The organism is Caballeronia arationis, assembly GCF_001544975.2.
Classification (GTDB): domain Bacteria; phylum Pseudomonadota; class Gammaproteobacteria; order Burkholderiales; family Burkholderiaceae; genus Caballeronia; species Caballeronia arationis.
Genome location: NZ_FCOG02000019.1, coordinates 99,715 through 118,454 on the forward strand (window position 1 = coordinate 99,715; position 18,740 = coordinate 118,454).

Genomic DNA, 18,740 nt, shown 5'->3' on the forward strand with positions numbered 1-18,740 from the left:
GGCGGCGCGCGAGATCGGGGGCGTTTCGTTGAGGGACCATCGTCCTCCATCGCAACGCGCTTCCGGGTCTTCGCACCGCATCGAACAGCATCGTGCCGACACGTGATTCCTGCGACACCAACACGCGGATGTTTCCGACCCACGCATCGCCTTCTATGAATCCACTGCGCATCTACAACACGCTCGCGCGTGACAAGCAATCTTTCGTGCCGCTTCGGGATGGCGAGGTGCGCATGTATGTCTGCGGAATGACGGTATACGACTATTGTCACGTCGGCCATGCGCGCGTGATGGTCGTGTTCGACATCGTGCAGCGGTGGCTGCGCACGCTCGGCTACAACGTGACGTACGTGCGTAACGTCACCGACATCGACGACAAGATCATCCGCCGCGCCGTCGAGAACGGCGAGCCGATCAAGGCGCTCACCCGGCGCTTCACCGACGCGATGCACGAAGACGCGGACGCACTCGGCGTGGCGCGCCCCGACATCGAGCCGCGCGCGACCGACTTCATCCCGCAGATGCTCGGCATGATCGACATGCTCGCGGCGAACGGCTACGCGTATCAGGGCAAGGACGGCGACGTGAACTACGCGGTGCGCAAGTTCGCGGGCTACGGCAAGCTGTCGGGCAAGTCGATCGAAGACCTGCGCGCGGGCGAGCGCGTCGCCGCGAACGAAGCGAAGGAAGATCCGCTCGACTTCGTGCTGTGGAAGCAGTCGAAGGAAGGCGAGCCCGCCGACACCGGGTGGGACTCGAAGTGGGGCCGCGGTCGCCCGGGCTGGCACATCGAATGTTCTGCGATGGGTTGCGACCTGCTCGGCGACCAGTTCGACATCCACGGCGGCGGACAGGACCTGCAATTCCCGCACCACGAGAACGAGATCGCGCAGAGCGAAGCAGCAACCGGCAAGCAGTTCGTGAACTACTGGATGCATAACGGTTACGTGCAGATCGACAACGAGAAGATGTCGAAGTCGCTCGGCAACTTCTTCACGATCCGCGAGGTTCTTGAAAAATTTGATGCGGAAGTGGTGCGCTTCTTTATTGCGAGGGCACACTATCGGTCGCCGCTGAACTACAGTGACGTGCACATCGAAGACGCGCGCGGCGCATTGACGCGTCTTTACACCGCATTGAAGGACGTGGAGCCGGACGATCAGCCGCTCGACTGGAACGAACCGAATGCAGAGCGCTTCCAGTCGGCGATGAACGACGACTTCAATACACCCGTCGCGGTGTCGGTGCTGTTCGATCTCGCGACGGAAGTGAACCGCACGCGCGACGCAGCGCTCGCGCGCCAGTTGAAGCAGCTCGCAGGCGTGCTCGGACTGCTCGGCCGCGAGCCGCGCGCGTTCCTGCAGCAGGCAGTGGGCAAAGGCACGGGCGATGCAGGCATCGCGCCGGCCGAGATCGAATCGATGATCGCCGCTCGCGTTGCAGCGAAGCAGGCGAAGAACTATGCCGAAGCAGACCGGATCCGCGCACAGTTGCTCGAAGCCGGTGTTGCGCTTGAAGACAAACCGGGTGGGTCGACCGAATGGCGCCGCGTCTGAGCGCGGCCCTTCACACCCTCAATCGACTCACCAGGCAGGAGGCATGATGGCAACGGCCAGGAAGGCGCCGGCTAAGCGAGCCGCGTCCGCAAGAAACGCAGCGCCCGCGACGAAGACCGCGCGGCGCACGCAGGCGAAGGCGCCTGCGAAGGCAGTGAACGGTGCAGCCCACGCGATCGCGCGCAAGAGCCAGGCGAAGAAAGCGGCGTCCGACGATGTGACGGTCGCCAGCCGCGGCAATGGCGCCGCGCGCGCAGGCAAGGCCGTTACGCCTTCGCCCGCATCGCGAAAACGGGTGCGTGCAACGGCCGCCAATGGCGCCGCAGCGAAAGCGTCCGCAACAAAAGGCGAAGGCGCTTCGGTCCAGGCGCTCGTGCGCGATCCGCAGCACGAAGGCGAAGTCGTGCGCAAGTCGCGCGCGATCACCCCGGAAGCCGCGGTGCCGGTGCAGATCGGCGGACTCAAGCCCGAAGTTACGCGCCCCGCATACTGGGACAAGGCATGTGCCGACCTCGTGAAGCGCGACCGCATTCTCAAGAAGCTGATTCCGAAGTTCGGCCCGGTGCATCTGATCAACCGTGACGATCCGTTCACGACGCTCGCGCGCTCGGTCGTCGGCCAGCAGATTTCCGTGCGCGCCGCTCAGAGCATCTGGGAGCGCGTCGAGTCGGCGTGCGCGAAGCTTGCGCCGCAGCAGTTCATCAAGCTCGGTCACGAAAAACTGCAGGCGTGCGGACTCTCGAAGCGCAAATCGGAATACATTCTGGATCTCGCCCAGCATTTCCAGTCGGGCGCGCTGCACGTCGATACCTGGACCTCGATGGACGACGAAGCCGTGATCGCCGAACTCACGCAGATTCGCGGCATCGGCCGGTGGACGGCGGAGATGTTTCTCATCTTCAACCTGTCGCGCCCGAATGTATTGCCGCTCGACGACCTCGGCCTCATCCAGGCGATCAGCGTCAACTATTTCAGCGGCGAGCCGGTCACGCGGAGCGAGGCGCGCGAAGTCGCGGCGAACTGGGAGCCGTGGCGCACCGTCGCAACGTGGTACATGTGGCGCAGTCTCGATCCGATCCCTGCCGATCATTGAGGGTCTACGGCAAGCCCGCTGAAAACAATAAGACAGGTCGCTATCGCTATCTTATACTTGATAGTTGCGACCCGAATTTGTCAGGGTGACGCGCGGTTAGAATACGCGCTGCCCAGCTCCTAGGATTCGAACAATGAAGACCACGTTTCTGGATTTCGAGCAGCCGATCGCTGAGCTCGAAGCGAAAATCGAAGAGTTGCGCTTCGTTCAGGACGATTCCGCTGTCGATATTTCGGAAGAAATCGAGCGGCTGTCGAAGAAAAGCCAGCAACTGACCAAAGATCTCTACGCGAACCTGACGCCCTGGCAGGTTTCGCAAATCGCGCGTCATCCGCAGCGCCCTTACACGCTCGACTACGTCAGCGAGCTCTTTACCGATTTCCACGAACTGCACGGCGACCGCTCGTTTGCCGACGACCTCGCGATCATCGGCGGCCTCGCGCGCTTCAACGGCCAGCCGTGCATGGTGATCGGCCATCAGAAGGGCCGCGACACGAAGGAGCGGGCGATGCGCAACTTCGGCATGCCGCGCCCGGAAGGCTATCGCAAGGCCGAGCGGCTGATGCGTCTCGCCGAGAAGTTCGGCCTGCCGATCTTCACATTCGTCGATACGCCGGGCGCGTATCCCGGCATCGGCGCCGAGGAGCGCGGGCAGTCGGAAGCGATCGGACGCAATCTCTATGTGATGGCCGAGCTGAAGACGCCGATCATCACGACAATCATCGGCGAAGGCGGCTCGGGCGGCGCGCTCGCGATCGCGGTTGCTGACAGTGTCATGATGCTGCAATTCTCCACGTATTCCGTGATCTCGCCGGAAGGTTGCGCGTCGATTCTCTGGAAGAGCGCGGCGAAGGCGCCGGAAGCGGCCGAGGCGCTCGGGCTCACCGCGCATCGCCTGAAGGCGCTCGGGCTGATCGACAAGATCGTCAATGAACCGCTCGGCGGCGCGCATCGCGATCCGAAGGGCATGGCCGCTCTCCTGCGCCGGGCGCTCGCCGATTCGCTGCGCCAGTTCCACGGCATGAACGTGAACGACGTGCGCGCACGCCGCTTCGACAAGCTGATGGCCTACGGCAAGTTCAAGGAAACGCTGCCGGGCGCGTAAGCCGTGCACCCCGCGCGCTTGTATCGTGACATCCGGCACCGACACATCCGCCAGCCGCCTCGTGACCGAGGCGGTGCGCGCGGCGCTCGGTCGCGGAACGGTTTCTCCCGATGCTTTCTTTGCAGTCGCGCTGAGCGGCGGTCTCGACTCGACCGTGCTGCTCGATGCCGCCGTGCGCGTCGCGGGCGCATCGCGCGTGGTCGCGCTGCATGTCCATCACGGCTTGAGCCCGAACGCCGATGCGTGGGCCGTGCACTGCGAATCGTTCGCCGATTCGCTCGGCGTGCGCTTTGCGGCGCGCCACATCGAAGTGACGCGCGCGGGCGGCGAGAGTCTCGAAGCCGCGGCGCGCGACGTGCGCTATCGCGCGCTGGATGCGCTGTGCGACGAGCACGGCGCACGTTCTCTCTGGCTCGCACATCACGCCGACGATCAGGCCGAGACCGTCCTGCTGCAACTTTTGCGCGGCGCCGGCGTGGCCGGGCTCGCCGCGATGGCGCCGGAACGCGCCGACGGTGCGCTCGCGGTGCCGCGCGTGCGGCCGCTGCTCAACCTGCTGCGCGCGCAGCTCGAAACCTACGCGCACGAACGCGACCTGAACTGGATCGACGACGAATCGAACGTCGATACGCGCTACGCCCGCAACGCGCTCCGGCACGACGTGCTGCCGGTGCTCGCCGTGCATTTTCCCGGCTTTCGTGACGCGCTTTCGCGTACGGCATCGCACGCGGCGTCGGCGCAGCGTCTGCTCGACGAACTCGCGCGCATCGATCTCGATGCCGCGCGGCGCGAAGACGGCGCACTCGCGCTCGACGTGCTCCTCGCATTCGACGACGAGCGCGCCGTCAATCTGCTGCGCTACTGGATGCGATCGCTCGGCCTCGCCGCGGCGTCGACGGCGCGTATCGCCGACATGCTGCGGCAACTGCGCGACGCGCTCGCGACGCGCGACGGCCACGCCTTGCGCATCGATCACGCCGGACATTGCCTGCGCGAATATCGCGGCTCGATCTTCTGGGAGAAGGGCGACAGCGCCGATCCGCCCGATCTCGACGAACGCGCGGCCGCGCCGAAGATGCCGGTCGAATTGCGGTGGCAGGGCGAGGAAGTCTGGCGATTGCCGCAATGGCGCGGCACGCTGGTGTTCGAGCCGTGCGACGACGCGGACGATACCGACGCGGTCGCGGAAAGCGTACTGCGCTCGGCGCCGCTCGTCGCGCGTTCGCGCTCGGGCGGCGAACGGCTGCGGCTTGCCGCCGATGCGCCGGGCCGTACGCTCAAGAATCTGTTCCAGGAGCGCGGCGTGCCCGCGTGGAAGCGCGATGTGCCGCTCGTCTTTGTCGGCGAGGCGCTGCTATTCGTGCCGCTCATCGGCGTGAATCGCGGGGCGGGAGACGACTCAGGCGGTCCGCGCCGGCGCATCGTGTGGCGGCCGGACGTGATCATTGCGTGATGTGAAACCAGCGACGGACAATGTCTGCAAAATGGGCGCCGAACAGGGCCAAATGCCTGTTTCGACTTGTATTTTGAGACCCGATCGGGTAATTTAACTCGTTTGTCCGCCGTGCGTTTTGTGTAGCATCTGCGTCCGTCCACGAGATCCGTGACCCCGATCTTCGCCGCCAGCACCATGCACAAAGCGTGCATGTTGCGACCATAAAGCGGCCATAAAGCGCACCTTCGTGCAGCAGGCTCTGACGAGTCTCGCGCGAGCGGCATCTGCGCTATCCAAACGATGCGCGCCACGATCGTTGCCGAATCCCACGCCACCCTAAGCCGTCGATCGCAACAGCCGTAGCGCTTCGAGCGCGGTTTTTCCTCCAGTTCAAAACGACAATGGCACTCATCGTACACAAATACGGCGGCACCTCGATGGGCTCCGTCGAGCGCATCAAGAACGTCGCGAAGCGCGTCGCGAAATGGCACAAGGCCGGCCACAAGATGGTCGTCGTGCCCTCGGCGATGTCCGGCGAAACGAATCGCCTGCTCGGTCTCGCGCGCGACATCACGCCCGATCCGGATCCGCGCGAGCTCGACATGATCGCGTCCACCGGCGAGCAGGTGAGCGTCGGGCTGCTCGCCATCGCGCTGCATGCGGAAGGCCTCGAAGCCGTGAGCTACGCCGGCTGGCAAGTGCCGATCAAGACCGACAGCGCATTCACGAAGGCGCGCATCAGCGAGATCGACGGCGAACGCGTGCTCGCCGAGCTCGACGCGGGCAAGGTCGTCGTCATCACGGGCTTCCAGGGCGTCGATCCGGAAGGCCATATCGCGACGCTCGGCCGCGGCGGCTCGGACACGTCGGCGGTCGCGATCGCCGCGGCGCTGAAGGCCGAGGAATGCCTGATCTATACCGACGTCGACGGCGTGTACACCACGGACCCGCGCGTCGTCGAAGAAGCGCGCCGGCTCGATCGCGTGACCTTCGAGGAAATGCTGGAAATGGCGAGCCTGGGCTCGAAGGTGCTGCAGATCCGTTCGGTGGAATTCGCCGGCAAGTATCAGGTGAAGACGCGCGTGCTCTCCAGCCTGACCGACCCGCTGATGCCGCTCGACGACGAAATGCACTCGGGCACCCTGATTACTTTTGAAGAAGACGAGAACATGGAAAAAGCAGTGATTTCGGGCATCGCGTTCCAGCGTGACGAAGCGCGTATCGCCGTCATGGGCGTGCCCGACAAGCCGGGCGTCGCGTACCAGATCCTGGGGCCCGTCGCCGATGCGAACATCGACATCGACATGATCATCCAGAACCAGAGCGTGGACGGCAAGACCGACTTCACGTTCACGGTCGGCCGCGGCGACTACCATCGCGCGATGGATATCCTGAACGGCCAGGTGAAGGATCACGTGAAGGCCGAGCGCGTGCTGGGCGATCCGAAGGTGTCGAAGGTCTCGGTGGTCGGCGTGGGCATGCGTTCGCACGTGGGTATCGCGAGCACGATGTTCCGCACGCTGTCGGAAGAGGGCATCAACATCCAGATGATCTCGACGTCGGAGATCAAGATCTCGGTACTGATCGACGAGAAGTACACCGAGCTTGCCGTGCGCGCGCTGCACAAGGCGTTCGAACTCGATCGCGTTTGATGGCGCGTTCTTGACGCGACGCGGACGGCTCGCGGGCTGTCGCGTCGGCGCGGGTTGTCGAGTGCAGGGCATGCGTTGGGCGAACGAAAAAATTCGTCTGCGAAATTGACCGGCGCTCTCGAACCCGCTATTATCTTGGCTTCGTCGCGCTGACTCCCTGCGCGACCGAAAGTTTGGGAGACGTGGCCGAGAGGTCGAAGGCACTCCCCTGCTAAGGGAGCATCTGGGCCAAAACCTGGATCGAGGGTTCGAATCCCTCCGTCTCCGCCAGCGATGGCAGAGAGAACCCCGCAGAGTCTAGGCTCTGCGGGGTTTTTGTTTTTGGGTGCTCAAGCGAGCGTCGATTCCCTTCGATCAAACGAACGGCCTCGACATCAGAGGCCGTATCGGTCCCATATCGCCGTCACTTCCCCGACGCAATCCGGTCCTGAATATGCTTCGCGCGCGCGGGCGAAGCCGGATGCGAACTCAACATGCTCGACTGGCCGCCATCGACCTTCGCCAGCTTGTTGAACGCCGTCACGAGCCCGGAAGGATCGAGTCCCTTCTTCTTCTGCATATCGAACGAATAATCGTCGGCGGCACTTTCCTGCGCCTGCGAGAACTGCGCGTTCACGAACTTCTCGGAGAGATCGCCCAGCTCCGACGACGACAGGCTCGCGACCACACCCGTCCCCGACGATGCCACCGAGCGCACCGCCGACGCCGCGTACGCCACCTGCATCGCCTTCTTCGTGTGCCCCAGTGCGACGTGTCCCATCTCGTGTCCGACGACGCCGCGCACTTCGTCGTCGTTCATCAGGTCCATGAGGCCGCTATAGACGCGCACGCAGCCGTTGCCCATCGCCCACGCATTGACGTCCTTCGTCATGTAGACCTTGTAGTTGACGGGCACGCCGTTGATGTTGTTGCCGAGCTGCGCGGCGATCTTGTTCAGGCGTTGCGTGTACGTGCTGCTGGCCGGCGCGATGGTGTTTTCCTTGTCGAGCTGCGTGCAGGACTTGTCGGAGAGGGTGCGGACGTCGGCGTCGCTGAGCATGGCGGCCTGCGTCGCGAGCGTGCCCGATTGCACGAGCGCGTTCGGGTCCATGCCCGCACAGCCGGCGAGCGTCGCGCAGAAAGAAGCCGCGATGAAAAAACGGTGAAGTCTCATTGTTTGCTTTCCTGTGTAGAAGAACCTCGACAGCGGCATAGACCGCCTGTGCGTGATGGTCGACAGAAGGAAAGGGCAGCGCTACCCGATGTTTCCTATTTGCTTACGCCGTCGAGTCAGTGGACAGGCGCGCGACGGTTGTCGTAAGGAGGATGTTAGCAAGCGAGCGAACGCGCGGATACCCGGCAGCCGTCGGGACGCAGGAAATCGGCGATGTGATCGGCTTTGATCGCGGCTTCAGGCGCCGCTGCGGGCGATCGCGGCGCGCACGCGCGCCGCAGCCGAGCCGATCGACGATTGCTCGACGGCAACTGTCGCGATGTCGGGCAGGGCCTCGTCGGCGAGCTGGGTGAGCGTGCGTCCCGGCGGCATCTCGACGAAGACGCGGGCGCCGAGTTCGCCGAGCACGACTGACGCTTCATGCCAGCGCACCGGATGACGCAGGTTGGTCGCGAGATCGTCGCGGACGGCATCGGCGGTGCGCAGCACGCGCGCGCCGCGATTGCCGATGTAGGGAATGCGCGGCGCATCGAACCTGACCTCGCGCGCGGCGTCGGTCAGCTGGCGGGCGGCGGCGTCGAGCAGTTCGCAGTGCGACGGCACGCTCACCGCGAGGCGCTCGGCCTTGCGCGCGCCGCGTTCGAGCACGCGCTGCCGCACGCGCTCGAGCCCCGCGTCGCTGCCGGCGAGCACGATCTGACGCGGCGCGTTCAGATTGCCGACATAGACATCGTCGACGCCGCTTTCCGCGATAACCGCGCTGATCTCGCGCCCGTTCAGCCCGACGACCGCAAGCATGCCGTAGCCCGACGGATACGCGTTTCCCATCAGTTGCGCGCGCAATTGCACGAGCCGCAGCGCATCGTCGAACGCAATGGCGCCGCTCGCGACCGCCGCGCCGTACGCGCCCACCGACAAGCCCGCGGTCGCCTCGGGTTCGATGCCTTCGGCGCCCAGCGCGCGCATCGCCGCGACGCCCGCGACCACTAGCGCGACCTGAACCGCGACAGTCGAACGCTGCGCATCGGCGCTGTCCAGATCGAGCACGTTAAGCTTCAGGACGTCGGACGCTTCGGACAACGTGGCCGCGATCAGCGGATGCGGATCGGTGCCGCCGAGCGCATGCAGGAATCCGGGGGCTTGCGCACCCTGGCCGGGAAACAGGAACGCGATCACGCGACCGACTCCGCGCGCCACGGATCGGCGACGAGCTTCGGGCCATCGGCGCAACGCAACATCACGCGCAGGTTCGGGCGCGCGAATTCGCCGAGCGAGAACGCGGCATCACGCGTCTCGATTTGCACGTCGATGCGCGTGGCGGCATGGCGCGCCGCGTTCGAAAGCGTATCGAAGAGCGCGGCTGCGCGCTCGCGGGCAAGCGGTTCGGGCGCGCGCATCACAAGATCGAGATCGCTCGCGGGGGTGACGGTCGCGACGCCGCTCGCAAGTTCGAAGCCCGCGCTGCCCGTCGGACCCCAAACGCAGCCCGTGGCGTCGAGCAAGGGCGCCACCGCGCGAAGGAGCGCGAAGGCGGGCAGTGTCGAGCGGCTGGACGCCGGTGAGCGCAGGTCCTCGGGCGCGATGACGCTCGCGACATCGCGCGGATGAAGCCAAGTCCCGAAGCGCTCGCTGCGCGTCGAGCCGCGCACACCGACGGGAATCGCAGCGTCGAGACGCGGCGCGCGGCGCACGACGACCCAAGGCGCACGCGCCAGTGCGTCCGCGACCCACGCGGGCGCGTCGGCGAAGGCGGGCGCGTCGGGCACGAGGCGGAGCAGGTCGTGCGGTCGCAGGTCCAGGGTCACTGCGCGTCCCATTGTTCGGCCAACCGCTTCCGCGCTTCGATCGATGCCGCGCGCGTGCGTTTCGCCTCGGCGGAAGCGAGACGATTCGACAGATCGCGCGGGCCGCGCCGCGCATCCTTCACCGCATCGATCAGCGAGGCGCGTACACGTTCGATATCGGCATCGGCGGGCGCGTCGGCATCGACGCCTTCGATCAGTTCGTGCAGCAGCCCGAGCCTTGCATACGCACTCATCTTGTACGACATCGGCAGCACCGTATCGCCGAGCGCGTCGAGCCCTTCGACGCTGCGGCGCGTTACGCGCGCGGCGGCTTCGCGGCCCATTGCGTGGACGGCGATGCCGGGCGCGTCGAGCGCGACGATGCGGTTCGCCTGATAGCCGTGCGCGAGATACGCGCCCGACATCGCCGGCCCGACGATCAGCGCGATCACCGGATGGCCCGCGAGCCGCGCCTGCGCGTAGGCATCGACGGCGGCGGCGCACGCCAGATGGACGCCGAGCAGTTCTTCGCGCCGGCCGTAGGCCTGGCTCTTCACGTCGACGATCGCGACGAGCGGACGTTTCGTCGCGGCATCGCGATCGGCGTCGAGCGCTTCGCGCACCGCGCGGGCGAGCAGCCAGCCCTGTTCGAGCCCGACGACGTTGTCGCGCGCGCGAGGAAAGCGGTTTTGCGGATCGGGCACGACCGCGATGAAACGCGCGGTTTCGTCGCCGAGCGGGGCATCGGCGGCGCGGATCGGTCCGCTTTGCTGCGCGCCGGCGTGCGATGTCAGCGCGTCGAACCAGCGCTGTCCGCGGGACCTGGAAAGGGCATCGGTCATCGTGAATCTCCTTGCCAGAGCGTGCGCAGCGTGTCGGGATCGATGGCGTCCGGGTTCACGCGCGCGAGCCGTTCGAGTTGCCGGTCCACCTGTTCGCTGCGATGCTGCGCCGGTACGCCGCGCTCGAACGCAGCGATGACCGCCGCGCGCACTTCGCCGCTGTCGTCTTCGACGAGCGTATCCGCGAGCCCGACCGCGACGCGCTCCTCGCCGCCGATCATCGACCAGATCAGCTTGCGGTCGGACGAGTCGAGTTCCTCGACGCCCGCTTCCTGTTCGATCACTTCGGGGCCGTTCATGCCGAGCCGCGCCTGCCGCGTCATCACGAGTTCGGTGCAGAGCGCGGCCGCGAGCGACATCCCGCCGAAGCAGCCGACCATCCCGCCGATCACGCCGACGACCGGCACGTGCCGCCGCAACGCGACGATCGCCGCCTGAATCTCCGCGATGACCGCGAGCCCGAGATTCGCCTCCTGCAGACGCACGCCGCCCGTTTCGAACAGGACCACGGGACGGATCGCGCGTCCTGAATCGAACTCGCGCGCGGCGAGTTCGAGCGCGGCGGCGATCTTCGTGCCCGAGACTTCGCCGATGCTGCCGCCCTGGAACGCCGGTTCGATGGCAGCGACGACGGCCGGCTCGCCGCCGAGCATGCCGCGCGCGATGACCACGCCGTCGTCGGATTGACAGACGACGTTCTGCATCGCAAGCCAGGGCGATTCCAGCCGGTCGAACGGTCCGAGCAGTTCGCGGAAGGTGCCACGGTCGAGCAGCGCGATTGTGCGTTCGCGCGCCGTCAGTTCGATGAAGCTGTGCCGCGCGATGAAGGTGTCGTGAGCGTTCATGGCGCGTCTTCCTCGCTTGCTTCGACCGCTTCCGCAAGCCGCAGCATCACGACGCCGGGCGTCGCGCCGAAGTCGTTGAGTTCGATTTTCGCAGCGCCGTCGTAGCGCGTGAAGAAGCGGTCGAGGACGCTCTTCCACACGTGTCCGTAGCCATCGACGCTGGTGCGGATCACAACCTCCGCATGCGGCGCACCGGAAGGCGAGAGCAGCACTTCGAGATCGCCCGAGCCGACCACGCCGACGTGCGCGCGCCGCTTCACAGGCCGCGTCGCGGGATACTCATAACGCATGTTTTCCATTGATCGTTCCTCTTCAGTTGAGGCGCTGCAGGCGGTCGAGAAGAAGCGTCGCGGCGAGCAGGTCCGCGGCGCCGCCAGGCGATGCATTCAGCGCGAGCAGCGTGCGGTCGAGTCGCGCGAGTGCGGCGCGGCCGGCTTCCTGCGCAACGCCGCCCGCTTCGATGACACGCCGCGCACCGTGTTGAGCGGCGCGCAATGCTGCGAGGCCGCCGCGATGCAAGAGACACGTGTCGTCGAGCGATGCGACGATTGCGATCAGCGTGTCGAGACGGGCGTCGTCTTCGTTCAGATGCCTGGCGCGCGCGTTCACGAGCGCGGGGAGGCCTATGCGCGATACATGCGGAAAGCCTTCGCGCGCTTCGCCCCGCGCGCCCGCGACGCCGTATCGAGCGGCGACGCGCGCGCCGTGGCTCGATGCCGCGGCTTGCGGCGCGAAGCGGTCGTGAAAGCGCGCGATGGCGGCCGCCGAGGCGCAGATGGCTTCGCTGCCGTCCGGCGCGTTCATCGCGGCGCCCGCGCACAGCAAGCCGACGATCCAGATCGCCCCGCGATGCGCGTTGCTATCGCCGGTGGCGGTCATCATCGTGTGCTCGCCTTCGCGGCCGATGCGCGCGAGCCGCTCGCGCAATGCCTGCGACGGCCGCTCGCCCGCCGCTGCGCGCGCAATCGCGAAGAACGTGGGTCGAAGCGCGCGCGCCGAGCGCAGCATCGTGTCGAGATCGAGGTCGCGATGCGCGCCGCTGCCGCGCCGGTCCACGAGCGCGGGCTTCGGCGTGAGACAGGCTTCGTCGATCAGGGCAGCGACGGCGTAATCGGCGATGAGCGCCGGATCGCCGGGCGCGTCGATTCGTAAAAGGGGAAGGGCGGCCGCCATCGCGCTCACCAGCTCCTGAATTTCGCGGGCGGCGCGTACAGTCCGCCCGACCACGCGACGAGATCGTCGATGCTGCGCGCCGCGAGCAAGGACCGCTTCGCTTCGCCGCGCCGCACGCCGAGATCCTCGGGGAACGCGACGATGCCGCGCCGGCGCAGTTCGGCGGTTTTCGCGGGATCGGCACGCATGCCGATCGGCGTGACGCCCGCGACCGCCGCCAGCGCCGCGCGCCGCTCATCGACACCTTCGGCCGCGTGCAGGTACGCGATGCCTTCCTCGGTTACCACATGGCTCACGTCGTCGCCGTAGATCATCACGGGCGCGATCGGCATGCCGCTCTTCTCGCCGACGGCGATCGCATCGAGCGCGTCGACGATGGTCGGTTCGCCGCCTTTCTTGAACGTCTCGGCGGTCTGCACGACCAGCTTGTGGCCGCGTCCGATCGCCGGATTCGGTCCGTCCGACTTCATCAGCTTGAGCCACGCCTCGCTCGAATGGCGGCGCCCGCGTGGATCGTGGCCCATGTTCGGCGCACCGCCGAAACCGGCGAGACGTCCGAGCGTAACGGTCGACGAGTTGGCATCGGCGTCCATCTGCAGCGTCGAGCCGATGAAAAGATCGACGCCGTATTGGCCGGCCAGCTGGCACAGCACGCGGTTCGAGCGCAGGCTGCCGTCGCGGCCGGTGAAGAAGACGTCGGAGCGCTCGGCGATGTAGTTCTCCATGCCGACTTCGCTGCCGAAGCAATGCACGCTCTCGACCCAGCCGCTTTCGATTGCGGGAATCAAGGTCGGATGCGGATTGAGCGCCCAGTTCCTGCAGATCTTGCCCTTGAGCCCGAGCGATTCGCCGTACGTCGGAAGCAGCAACTCGATCGCGGCGGTATCGAAGCCGATGCCGTGATTGAGCGTCGTCACGCCGTAGCGCTCGTAGATGCCGCGAATGGTCATCATCGCCATCAGGATCTGCAACTCGCCGATGTGGCGCGGATCGCGCGTGAAGAGCGGCTCGACCGCGAACGGCCGGTCCGCTTTCACGACCACGTCGACCCACGAGGCGGGTATGTCGACGCGCGGCAGTTCATCGACGATCTCGTTCACCTGCGCGACGACGATGCCGTGGCGAAACGCGGTGGCCTCGACGATGGTCGGCGTGTCCTCGGTGTTTGCGCCCGTGTAGAGATTGCCCTGCCGGTCCGCCTGCACCGCGCACACAAGCGACACCTGCGGCGTGAGGTCGATGAACATGCGCGCATACAACTCGATGTAGGTATAGATCGCGCCGATTTCCAGCTTCCCGTCTTCGAGCAGTTGCGCGACACGCAGGCTCTGCGGCCCCGCGAACGAAAAATCGACCTTGTGCGCGATGCCGTTTTCGAACAGCGCGAGATGCTCGGGCCGGCTGATGCTCGACAGCAGCAGATGCACATCATGCACGCGCGCCGGATCGACTTTCGCGAACGCGCGCGAGAGAAAGTCTGCCTGCTTCTGGTTGTTGCCTTCGAGCGCCACGCGATCGCCGGGGGCGATCAGCGCTTCGAGTGCATCGACGATGCGCTCCGATTTCAGCACGCCGCTGTCGAGCCATGGCTCGATCAAGGCGAGACGACGCGCCTTCTCCAGCGCACGAGTATTCCATTGCCGCAGCTTCGGATCGGACGAGTTCATGGCTTGGCTTCGCCGGTGGAGGAAGTCGCGGCATGGCGCGCTGCCGGGCGGCGCCGCTTCTTCGCGTGAGTGGATTGAGCGAACGCCTGCGCTTCGCTCAGGAAACGATAGACGAGTTCGCCCGTCGCCAGCAAATGACGCGCGACGAGCCGCTGCGCCGCTTCGATGTCGCGCGCGCGCATGGCTTCGAAGATCGCTTCGTGTTCGGCGTCGGACTGGCCCTTGAAGGTCGGCAGCCCGAACTTCACGCGCAGATAACGCTCGCCGCGCCGGTGCATCTGGCCGATTAGTTCCATCAGGCGAGGACGGTTCGCGGGCGCGTAGAGGCTCATGTGGAACTGCTCGTTACGCACCACATAGAGCGCGGGATCGGGCTCGTTCGCGGCGGCTTCGAGCAGCGCGCGGCACGTGGCGAGCGTCTCGGGCGTGTGATGCTCGATCGCGATCCCGATCGCAAGGCTCTCCAGTGACGCACGGATCTCGTAGATCTCGCGCGCCTCGTCGGCGGATTGCAAGCTGACCGACGCACCGCGATTCGGCTCGATCGTCACCCAGCCTTCGCTGTCGAGTTGCCTGAACGCCTCGCGTACGGGTATCGCGCTCACGGAGAACTGGCGCGCGATTGCGTCCTGCCGCAACGGTTCGCCCGGCAACAGCGACCCCTCGACGATCGCCGCGCGCAACGCATCGGCAATGAAGCGCGACGTGCTCTGTCGCGGCTCGAACTGCGCGTCGCGAAAAGAGCTTGCTGCAAACACATCGGGCTTGTGGGTCGTCATGGCTAGGTAGAAGTGCGGACTTGTCGTCGGTGCGAGTTCAAATATTATATATAAAATGGCATCTCTGCTTTTATGGTGCTTACCCTAGAGACGACGCGACCCGCACAGGCCCGGAAAAAGCGCGTCGAGGTTCCTTCCGAAACTACCTTGCATGGGGCCAGAGTTGGCGCCTGAATCGCTCACTCTGGCCGACAGGAGACACACGTCATGCCGACCACGGTGGATCGCCCTGTACCTTCCGTCCGACGCACCCGCACGCCGCTCAACCGTTCCCAGATCACGGGCTTCTGGGGCGCGTGGGCCGGCTGGACGCTCGACGGCATGGATTCGTTCATCTACGCGCTGGTGCTCGCGCCTGCGCTCACGGAGCTGTTGCCGCGCTCGGGCTATGCGGCGACGCCCGCGAACGTCGGGCTTGCGGGTTCGATACTCTTCGCGCTGTTCCTCGTGGGCTGGGGCCTGTCGTTTATCTGGGGACCGCTCGCGGACCGCTTCGGCCGCACGAAAGTGCTCGCCGCGACAATCTTCACGTTCGCGATTTTCACCGGGCTTGCCGCTACGTCGCATTCGGTCTGGGAACTGGGCATCTACCGGTTCCTGGCGGGCGTTGGCATCGGCGGGGAATGGGCGCTCGCGGGCACCTACGTCGCCGAAGCATGGCCGGAGGATCGCCGCAAGATGGGCGCGGGCTATCTGCAGACGGGCTATTACGCGGGCTTCTTCCTCGCCGCGGCGCTCAACTACACGATCGGCGCGACCTTCGGCTGGCGCGCGATGTTTCTCGTCGGCCTGTTTCCGGTCGTCGTGTCGATCGTGGTGCTCCTGCGCGTGAAGGAAACCGACAAGTGGCAGCGCGCCGAAGCGAGCGCCGTCAAGCACGCGAGTTCGCTGCGGACCATCTTCTCGCCGCAATACCGGCGGCGCACGGTGGTGGCCGCGACGCTCCTGACGGTCGCGATCATCGGCCTGTGGGCGGGCGCGGTGTACGAGCCGTCGGCCGTCATCCAGCTCGCGACCAAAGCCGGCATGGGCAAGGCGGAAGCCGCGCGAACCGCATCGATTGCGACGGGCCTTCTTTCGATCGGCACGATCGTCGGCTGTCTCTGCTTGCCGCCGATGGCAGAGCGCATCGGCCGCAGGAAGACGCTCGCGGTGTATTTCGTCGGCATGGCCGTGTCGATCGCGCTCGCGTTCGGCTGGGCGTTCTATCTGCCGAACGGGCTCGTGCCGTTCATCGCGCTGCTCGTGGTGCTCGGCTTCTTCGGCGGCAACTTTGCGCTATTCAGCCTGTGGCTGCCGGAGCAGTTCGAAACCCGCGTGCGTGCGACGGCGTTCGCGTTCTGCACGTCGATCGGGCGCTTCGTCGGGGCCATCGTGAACTTCGGCATCGGCGCGATGGTGCTCAACATGAAGACGCTCGGCGTGCCGATCGCGATTACCTCTGTCGCGTTCCTGATCGGTCTCGCGGTGATACCATTCGCACCCGAAACGAAGGGGCAGGAGTTGCCGAACTGAACAGCGGGCATCCCGCGAACGCCTTACTGGGCGTAAGGTTGCGGGGTGTGGAAAGACGGTAATACGAGGTTACCAGCCTGAAACAACTCGCCGGGATCGATCCGCTATATTGCCTCAACACAATAAACAACCCGTCGAGGTGGGCTTCACATGAACAAGGTATCAAAGGCTTCTTTGCTGGCAGGAGTCATTGCAGTCGGCAGTTTGGGAGTGTCGGGCGCGGCGTTCGCGCAGGTGCATATCGGCGTGAATATCGGGGTTCCCGCACCGGTTTATGTCGCACCGCAGCCGGTATACGCGCCGCCGCCCCCGCCCGTGATCTACGCGCCGCCCCCGCCGGTGTACGCGGCGCCGGCCATCGTTATCGGCTGGCACGGCGACCGGTATTACGACGGCCGCCGCTACTGGGACCGCGACGACTGGTATCGCCGTCATCCGGATCACTACGACCACGGACACGGCGGCCATCACGACAACGGCCATCACAACGGCTGGCATTGAGCGCCGCGCCGGCGGCGGTTTTCGCGGTTGCAGAAGAAAAGCCATCCGATGCGAATCGGGTGGCTTTTTCCATTGCTGGGACGCAATTGTCCGATGTAACAAAAGGTAAGCTTTCTCCAGACATTACGGCTCTTCGCGCAAGAACTTACAAAGCTGAAATACTGAACTGAAAGCTATCCGTTATATTCGCCTCGACTTAAACAAGATCTCGCCGAGGTACGCAATTGACGACCAGCAAAACGATCCGCCACTCCCTCACGCTCTCGCTTGCCGCCGTCGCGGTCTGCGCAAGCGGTGCCGCGTACGCAGCGGACGTTCACGTCGGCGTGAACATTGGTGTTCCGACGCCCGTGTACGTCGCGCCGCAGCCGATCTATGCGCCGCCTCCACCGCCTGTCATCTACCAGCCGGCGCCCGTCTATGTGCGGCCGCCGGTGGTAATCGGCTGGTATGGCAACCGCTACTACGACGGCCGCCGCTACTGGGATCGCGACGACTGGTATCGCCATCACGGCCGCGGCCACGACAAGCACCATGGCCACGGAAACGGCCATGGTCACGACAAGCACCACCACTGACCGCCGCGCGCGCGTGCTTGCGGCCGAAAAAAAACCGTCCCCTTCGAAAGGGACGGTTTTTTTAACGATGCCGAAGCGCCGGAAAGCCCTTATTCGGCCACCGCAGCCATTCCGCCTACGACCGCGTTGAACCCGCTGTCGACGTGCACGATTTCCGCGCTGACCCCCGCCGCGAGGTCCGACAGCAGGAATGCCGCCACGTTGCCGACCTGTTCGATCGTGACGTTGCGCTTGAGCGGCGCATTGTTCTCGACGAACTCCAGAATCTTGCCAAAGCCCTTGATGCCGCTCGCCGCGAGCGTCTTGATCGGGCCGGCAGAGATGCCGTTCACGCGCACGCCCTTCGCGCCGAGCGATGCCGCGAGATAGCGTACGCTCGCTTCGAGCGACGCCTTCGCGAGACCCATCGTGTTGTAGTTCGGGATCGCGCGTTCCGCGCCGAGGTAGGAGAGCGTGAGGAGCGACGCATCCGCCGACAGTATCGACTGCGCCGCCTTCGCGAGGGCGGGGAAGCTGTACGCGGAGATGTCGTGCGCGATGCGGAAGTTCTCGCGCGTCATGCCGTCGAGAAAGTCGCCCGCGATCGCCTCGCGCGGCGCGAAGCCGATGGAGTGCACGATGCCGTCGAGCGAGTCCCAGCGTTCCTTCAGCGACGCGAAGAGCGCATCGATCTGCGCATCTTCGGCGACGTCGCACGGAAAGACCAGGTCGCTGCCGAATTCGGTGGCGAACTCGGTGATGCGGTCCTTGAAGCGATCGCCGACGTAGGTGAACGCCAGTTCCGCGCCTTCGCGCTTGCAGGCTTCGGCGATGCCGTAAGCGATCGAACGGTTGGACAGCAAGCCCGTCAGCAGAATTCGTTTTCCAGCGAGAAAGCCCATGAATGCTCCTTTGTAGTCAATGTCGCGCGTGCGCCGTGTTTGCCATGAGCCGGTTGCCGCCCCGGCCGGGCAGCAACACACGAGCGGAACCGCCTCTGATTTGGGTAGAATTCTCTCACATTGCGATGCCCGCCCTAAGCCTCACGCGGCGTTCGCGCCATCGGCCAATGCTTATTTTTCC

Annotated in this window: 18 protein-coding genes and 1 tRNA gene; 9 read left to right on the forward strand and 10 right to left on the reverse strand. The window is 65.6% G+C overall.

Annotation, left to right across the window (positions count from 1 at the left end; translation table 11 throughout):
- Positions 1-155 precede the first annotated feature (155 nt).
- The 6 genes from cysS (at position 156) to AWB81_RS14250 (ending at position 7,111) form a co-directional block, all read left to right on the forward strand.
- Positions 156-1,556 carry a cysteine--tRNA ligase gene (gene cysS, locus AWB81_RS14225; protein ID WP_062636358.1) on the forward strand — a complete coding sequence of 467 codons (1,401 nt, stop codon included), beginning with the start codon at positions 156-158 and terminating at the stop codon, positions 1,554-1,556.
- A 46-nt stretch (positions 1,557-1,602) separates the two neighbouring features.
- Positions 1,603-2,649 carry a DNA-3-methyladenine glycosylase family protein gene (locus tag AWB81_RS14230; protein ID WP_062636360.1) on the forward strand — a complete coding sequence of 349 codons (1,047 nt, stop codon included), beginning with the start codon at positions 1,603-1,605 and terminating at the stop codon, positions 2,647-2,649.
- A gap of 133 nt (positions 2,650-2,782) precedes the next feature.
- The gene (locus AWB81_RS14235) at positions 2,783-3,754 is read left to right on the forward strand and encodes an acetyl-CoA carboxylase carboxyltransferase subunit alpha (RefSeq protein WP_062636362.1); all 972 of its coding nucleotides are present in this window, start codon (positions 2,783-2,785) and stop codon (positions 3,752-3,754) included.
- 25 nt (positions 3,755-3,779) lie between these two features.
- Positions 3,780-5,207: a tRNA lysidine(34) synthetase TilS gene (tilS, locus tag AWB81_RS14240; protein ID WP_062636363.1), complete on the forward strand. Its 1,428-nt coding sequence runs from the start codon at positions 3,780-3,782 to the stop codon at positions 5,205-5,207.
- A gap of 383 nt (positions 5,208-5,590) precedes the next feature.
- Positions 5,591-6,841 carry an aspartate kinase gene (locus AWB81_RS14245; protein WP_062636364.1) on the forward strand — a complete coding sequence of 417 codons (1,251 nt, stop codon included), beginning with the start codon at positions 5,591-5,593 and terminating at the stop codon, positions 6,839-6,841.
- 176 nt (positions 6,842-7,017) lie between these two features.
- Positions 7,018-7,111, forward strand: a tRNA-Ser gene (locus AWB81_RS14250).
- Between the two features lie 133 nt (positions 7,112-7,244).
- Here AWB81_RS14250 and loiP read toward each other — a convergent pair.
- The 9 genes from loiP to AWB81_RS14295 all read right to left on the reverse strand — a co-directional run bounded on the left by loiP (position 7,245) and on the right by AWB81_RS14295 (position 15,084).
- Positions 7,245-7,994, reverse strand: coding sequence for a metalloprotease LoiP (gene loiP, locus AWB81_RS14255; protein WP_062636365.1), 750 nt, complete (start codon positions 7,992-7,994; stop codon positions 7,245-7,247).
- A gap of 237 nt (positions 7,995-8,231) precedes the next feature.
- Positions 8,232-9,170: a malonate decarboxylase subunit epsilon gene (mdcH, locus tag AWB81_RS14260; protein WP_062636402.1), complete on the reverse strand. Its 939-nt coding sequence runs from the start codon at positions 9,168-9,170 to the stop codon at positions 8,232-8,234.
- A complete protein-coding gene (locus AWB81_RS14265) occupies positions 9,167-9,799 on the reverse strand; it encodes a malonate decarboxylase holo-ACP synthase (RefSeq protein ID WP_327372174.1) in 633 nt (210 codons plus the stop codon). The genes mdcH and AWB81_RS14265 overlap by 4 nt, the downstream gene beginning before the upstream one ends.
- On the reverse strand, positions 9,796-10,620 hold the full coding sequence (gene mdcE / locus AWB81_RS14270; RefSeq protein WP_062636369.1) for a biotin-independent malonate decarboxylase subunit gamma: 825 nt from the start codon (positions 10,618-10,620) through the stop codon (positions 9,796-9,798). Before mdcE ends, AWB81_RS14265 begins: the two co-directional genes overlap by 4 nt.
- A complete protein-coding gene (locus AWB81_RS14275) occupies positions 10,617-11,465 on the reverse strand; it encodes a biotin-independent malonate decarboxylase subunit beta (protein WP_062636371.1) in 849 nt (282 codons plus the stop codon). The genes mdcE and AWB81_RS14275 overlap by 4 nt, the downstream gene beginning before the upstream one ends.
- Entirely contained in the window at positions 11,462-11,764 is a 303-nt protein-coding gene (locus AWB81_RS14280; RefSeq protein ID WP_062636372.1) for a malonate decarboxylase subunit delta, read from the reverse strand. Before AWB81_RS14280 ends, AWB81_RS14275 begins: the two co-directional genes overlap by 4 nt.
- A 13-nt stretch (positions 11,765-11,777) precedes the next feature.
- On the reverse strand, positions 11,778-12,638 hold the full coding sequence (locus AWB81_RS14285) for a triphosphoribosyl-dephospho-CoA synthase (protein WP_062636374.1): 861 nt from the start codon (positions 12,636-12,638) through the stop codon (positions 11,778-11,780).
- 5 nt (positions 12,639-12,643) lie between these two features.
- Positions 12,644-14,305, reverse strand: coding sequence for a malonate decarboxylase subunit alpha (mdcA, locus tag AWB81_RS14290; RefSeq protein ID WP_062636378.1), 1,662 nt, complete (start codon positions 14,303-14,305; stop codon positions 12,644-12,646).
- A complete protein-coding gene (locus AWB81_RS14295; protein ID WP_062636380.1) occupies positions 14,302-15,084 on the reverse strand; it encodes a GntR family transcriptional regulator in 783 nt (260 codons plus the stop codon). Before AWB81_RS14295 ends, mdcA begins: the two co-directional genes overlap by 4 nt.
- 207 nt (positions 15,085-15,291) lie before the next feature.
- On the opposite strand from AWB81_RS14295, the gene AWB81_RS14300 reads away from it, so the two are divergent.
- From AWB81_RS14300 to AWB81_RS14310, 3 genes are all read left to right on the forward strand, one after another.
- Positions 15,292-16,599, forward strand: coding sequence for an MFS transporter (locus tag AWB81_RS14300; protein ID WP_062636382.1), 1,308 nt, complete (start codon positions 15,292-15,294; stop codon positions 16,597-16,599).
- A 150-nt stretch (positions 16,600-16,749) separates the two neighbouring features.
- Complete coding sequence (locus tag AWB81_RS14305; RefSeq protein ID WP_062636384.1) at positions 16,750-17,100, forward strand: hypothetical protein; 351 nt, start codon at positions 16,750-16,752, stop codon at positions 17,098-17,100.
- Positions 17,101-17,324: 224 nt separating this feature from the next.
- Positions 17,325-17,678: a hypothetical protein gene (locus AWB81_RS14310; protein ID WP_062636386.1), complete on the forward strand. Its 354-nt coding sequence runs from the start codon at positions 17,325-17,327 to the stop codon at positions 17,676-17,678.
- 89 nt (positions 17,679-17,767) lie between these two features.
- Here the strand turns inward: AWB81_RS14310 and fabI are convergent, their stop codons facing one another.
- Positions 17,768-18,559, reverse strand: a complete 792-nt coding sequence (gene fabI, locus AWB81_RS14315) for an enoyl-ACP reductase FabI (protein WP_062636387.1) — start codon at positions 18,557-18,559, stop codon at positions 17,768-17,770.
- Between the last annotated feature and the right edge of the window lie 181 nt (positions 18,560-18,740).

Coding starts and splice junctions, on each gene's coding strand:
- AWB81_RS14280 (WP_062636372.1), bottom strand. CDS start 11,764: ATGGAAAACATGCGTTATGAGTATCCCGCGACGCGGCCTGTGAAGCGG.
- loiP (WP_062636365.1), bottom strand. CDS start 7,994: ATGAGACTTCACCGTTTTTTCATCGCGGCTTCTTTCTGCGCGACGCTC.
- AWB81_RS14295 (WP_062636380.1), bottom strand. CDS start 15,084: ATGACGACCCACAAGCCCGATGTGTTTGCAGCAAGCTCTTTTCGCGAC.
- AWB81_RS14230 (WP_062636360.1), top strand. CDS start 1,603: ATGGCAACGGCCAGGAAGGCGCCGGCTAAGCGAGCCGCGTCCGCAAGA.
- fabI (WP_062636387.1), bottom strand. CDS start 18,559: ATGGGCTTTCTCGCTGGAAAACGAATTCTGCTGACGGGCTTGCTGTCC.
- cysS (WP_062636358.1), top strand. CDS start 156: ATGAATCCACTGCGCATCTACAACACGCTCGCGCGTGACAAGCAATCT.
- AWB81_RS14275 (WP_062636371.1), bottom strand. CDS start 11,465: ATGAACGCTCACGACACCTTCATCGCGCGGCACAGCTTCATCGAACTG.
- AWB81_RS14245 (WP_062636364.1), top strand. CDS start 5,591: ATGGCACTCATCGTACACAAATACGGCGGCACCTCGATGGGCTCCGTC.
- AWB81_RS14300 (WP_062636382.1), top strand. CDS start 15,292: ATGCCGACCACGGTGGATCGCCCTGTACCTTCCGTCCGACGCACCCGC.
- AWB81_RS14305 (WP_062636384.1), top strand. CDS start 16,750: ATGAACAAGGTATCAAAGGCTTCTTTGCTGGCAGGAGTCATTGCAGTC.
- AWB81_RS14235 (WP_062636362.1), top strand. CDS start 2,783: ATGAAGACCACGTTTCTGGATTTCGAGCAGCCGATCGCTGAGCTCGAA.
- mdcA (WP_062636378.1), bottom strand. CDS start 14,305: ATGAACTCGTCCGATCCGAAGCTGCGGCAATGGAATACTCGTGCGCTG.
- AWB81_RS14285 (WP_062636374.1), bottom strand. CDS start 12,638: ATGGCGGCCGCCCTTCCCCTTTTACGAATCGACGCGCCCGGCGATCCG.
- mdcE (WP_062636369.1), bottom strand. CDS start 10,620: ATGACCGATGCCCTTTCCAGGTCCCGCGGACAGCGCTGGTTCGACGCG.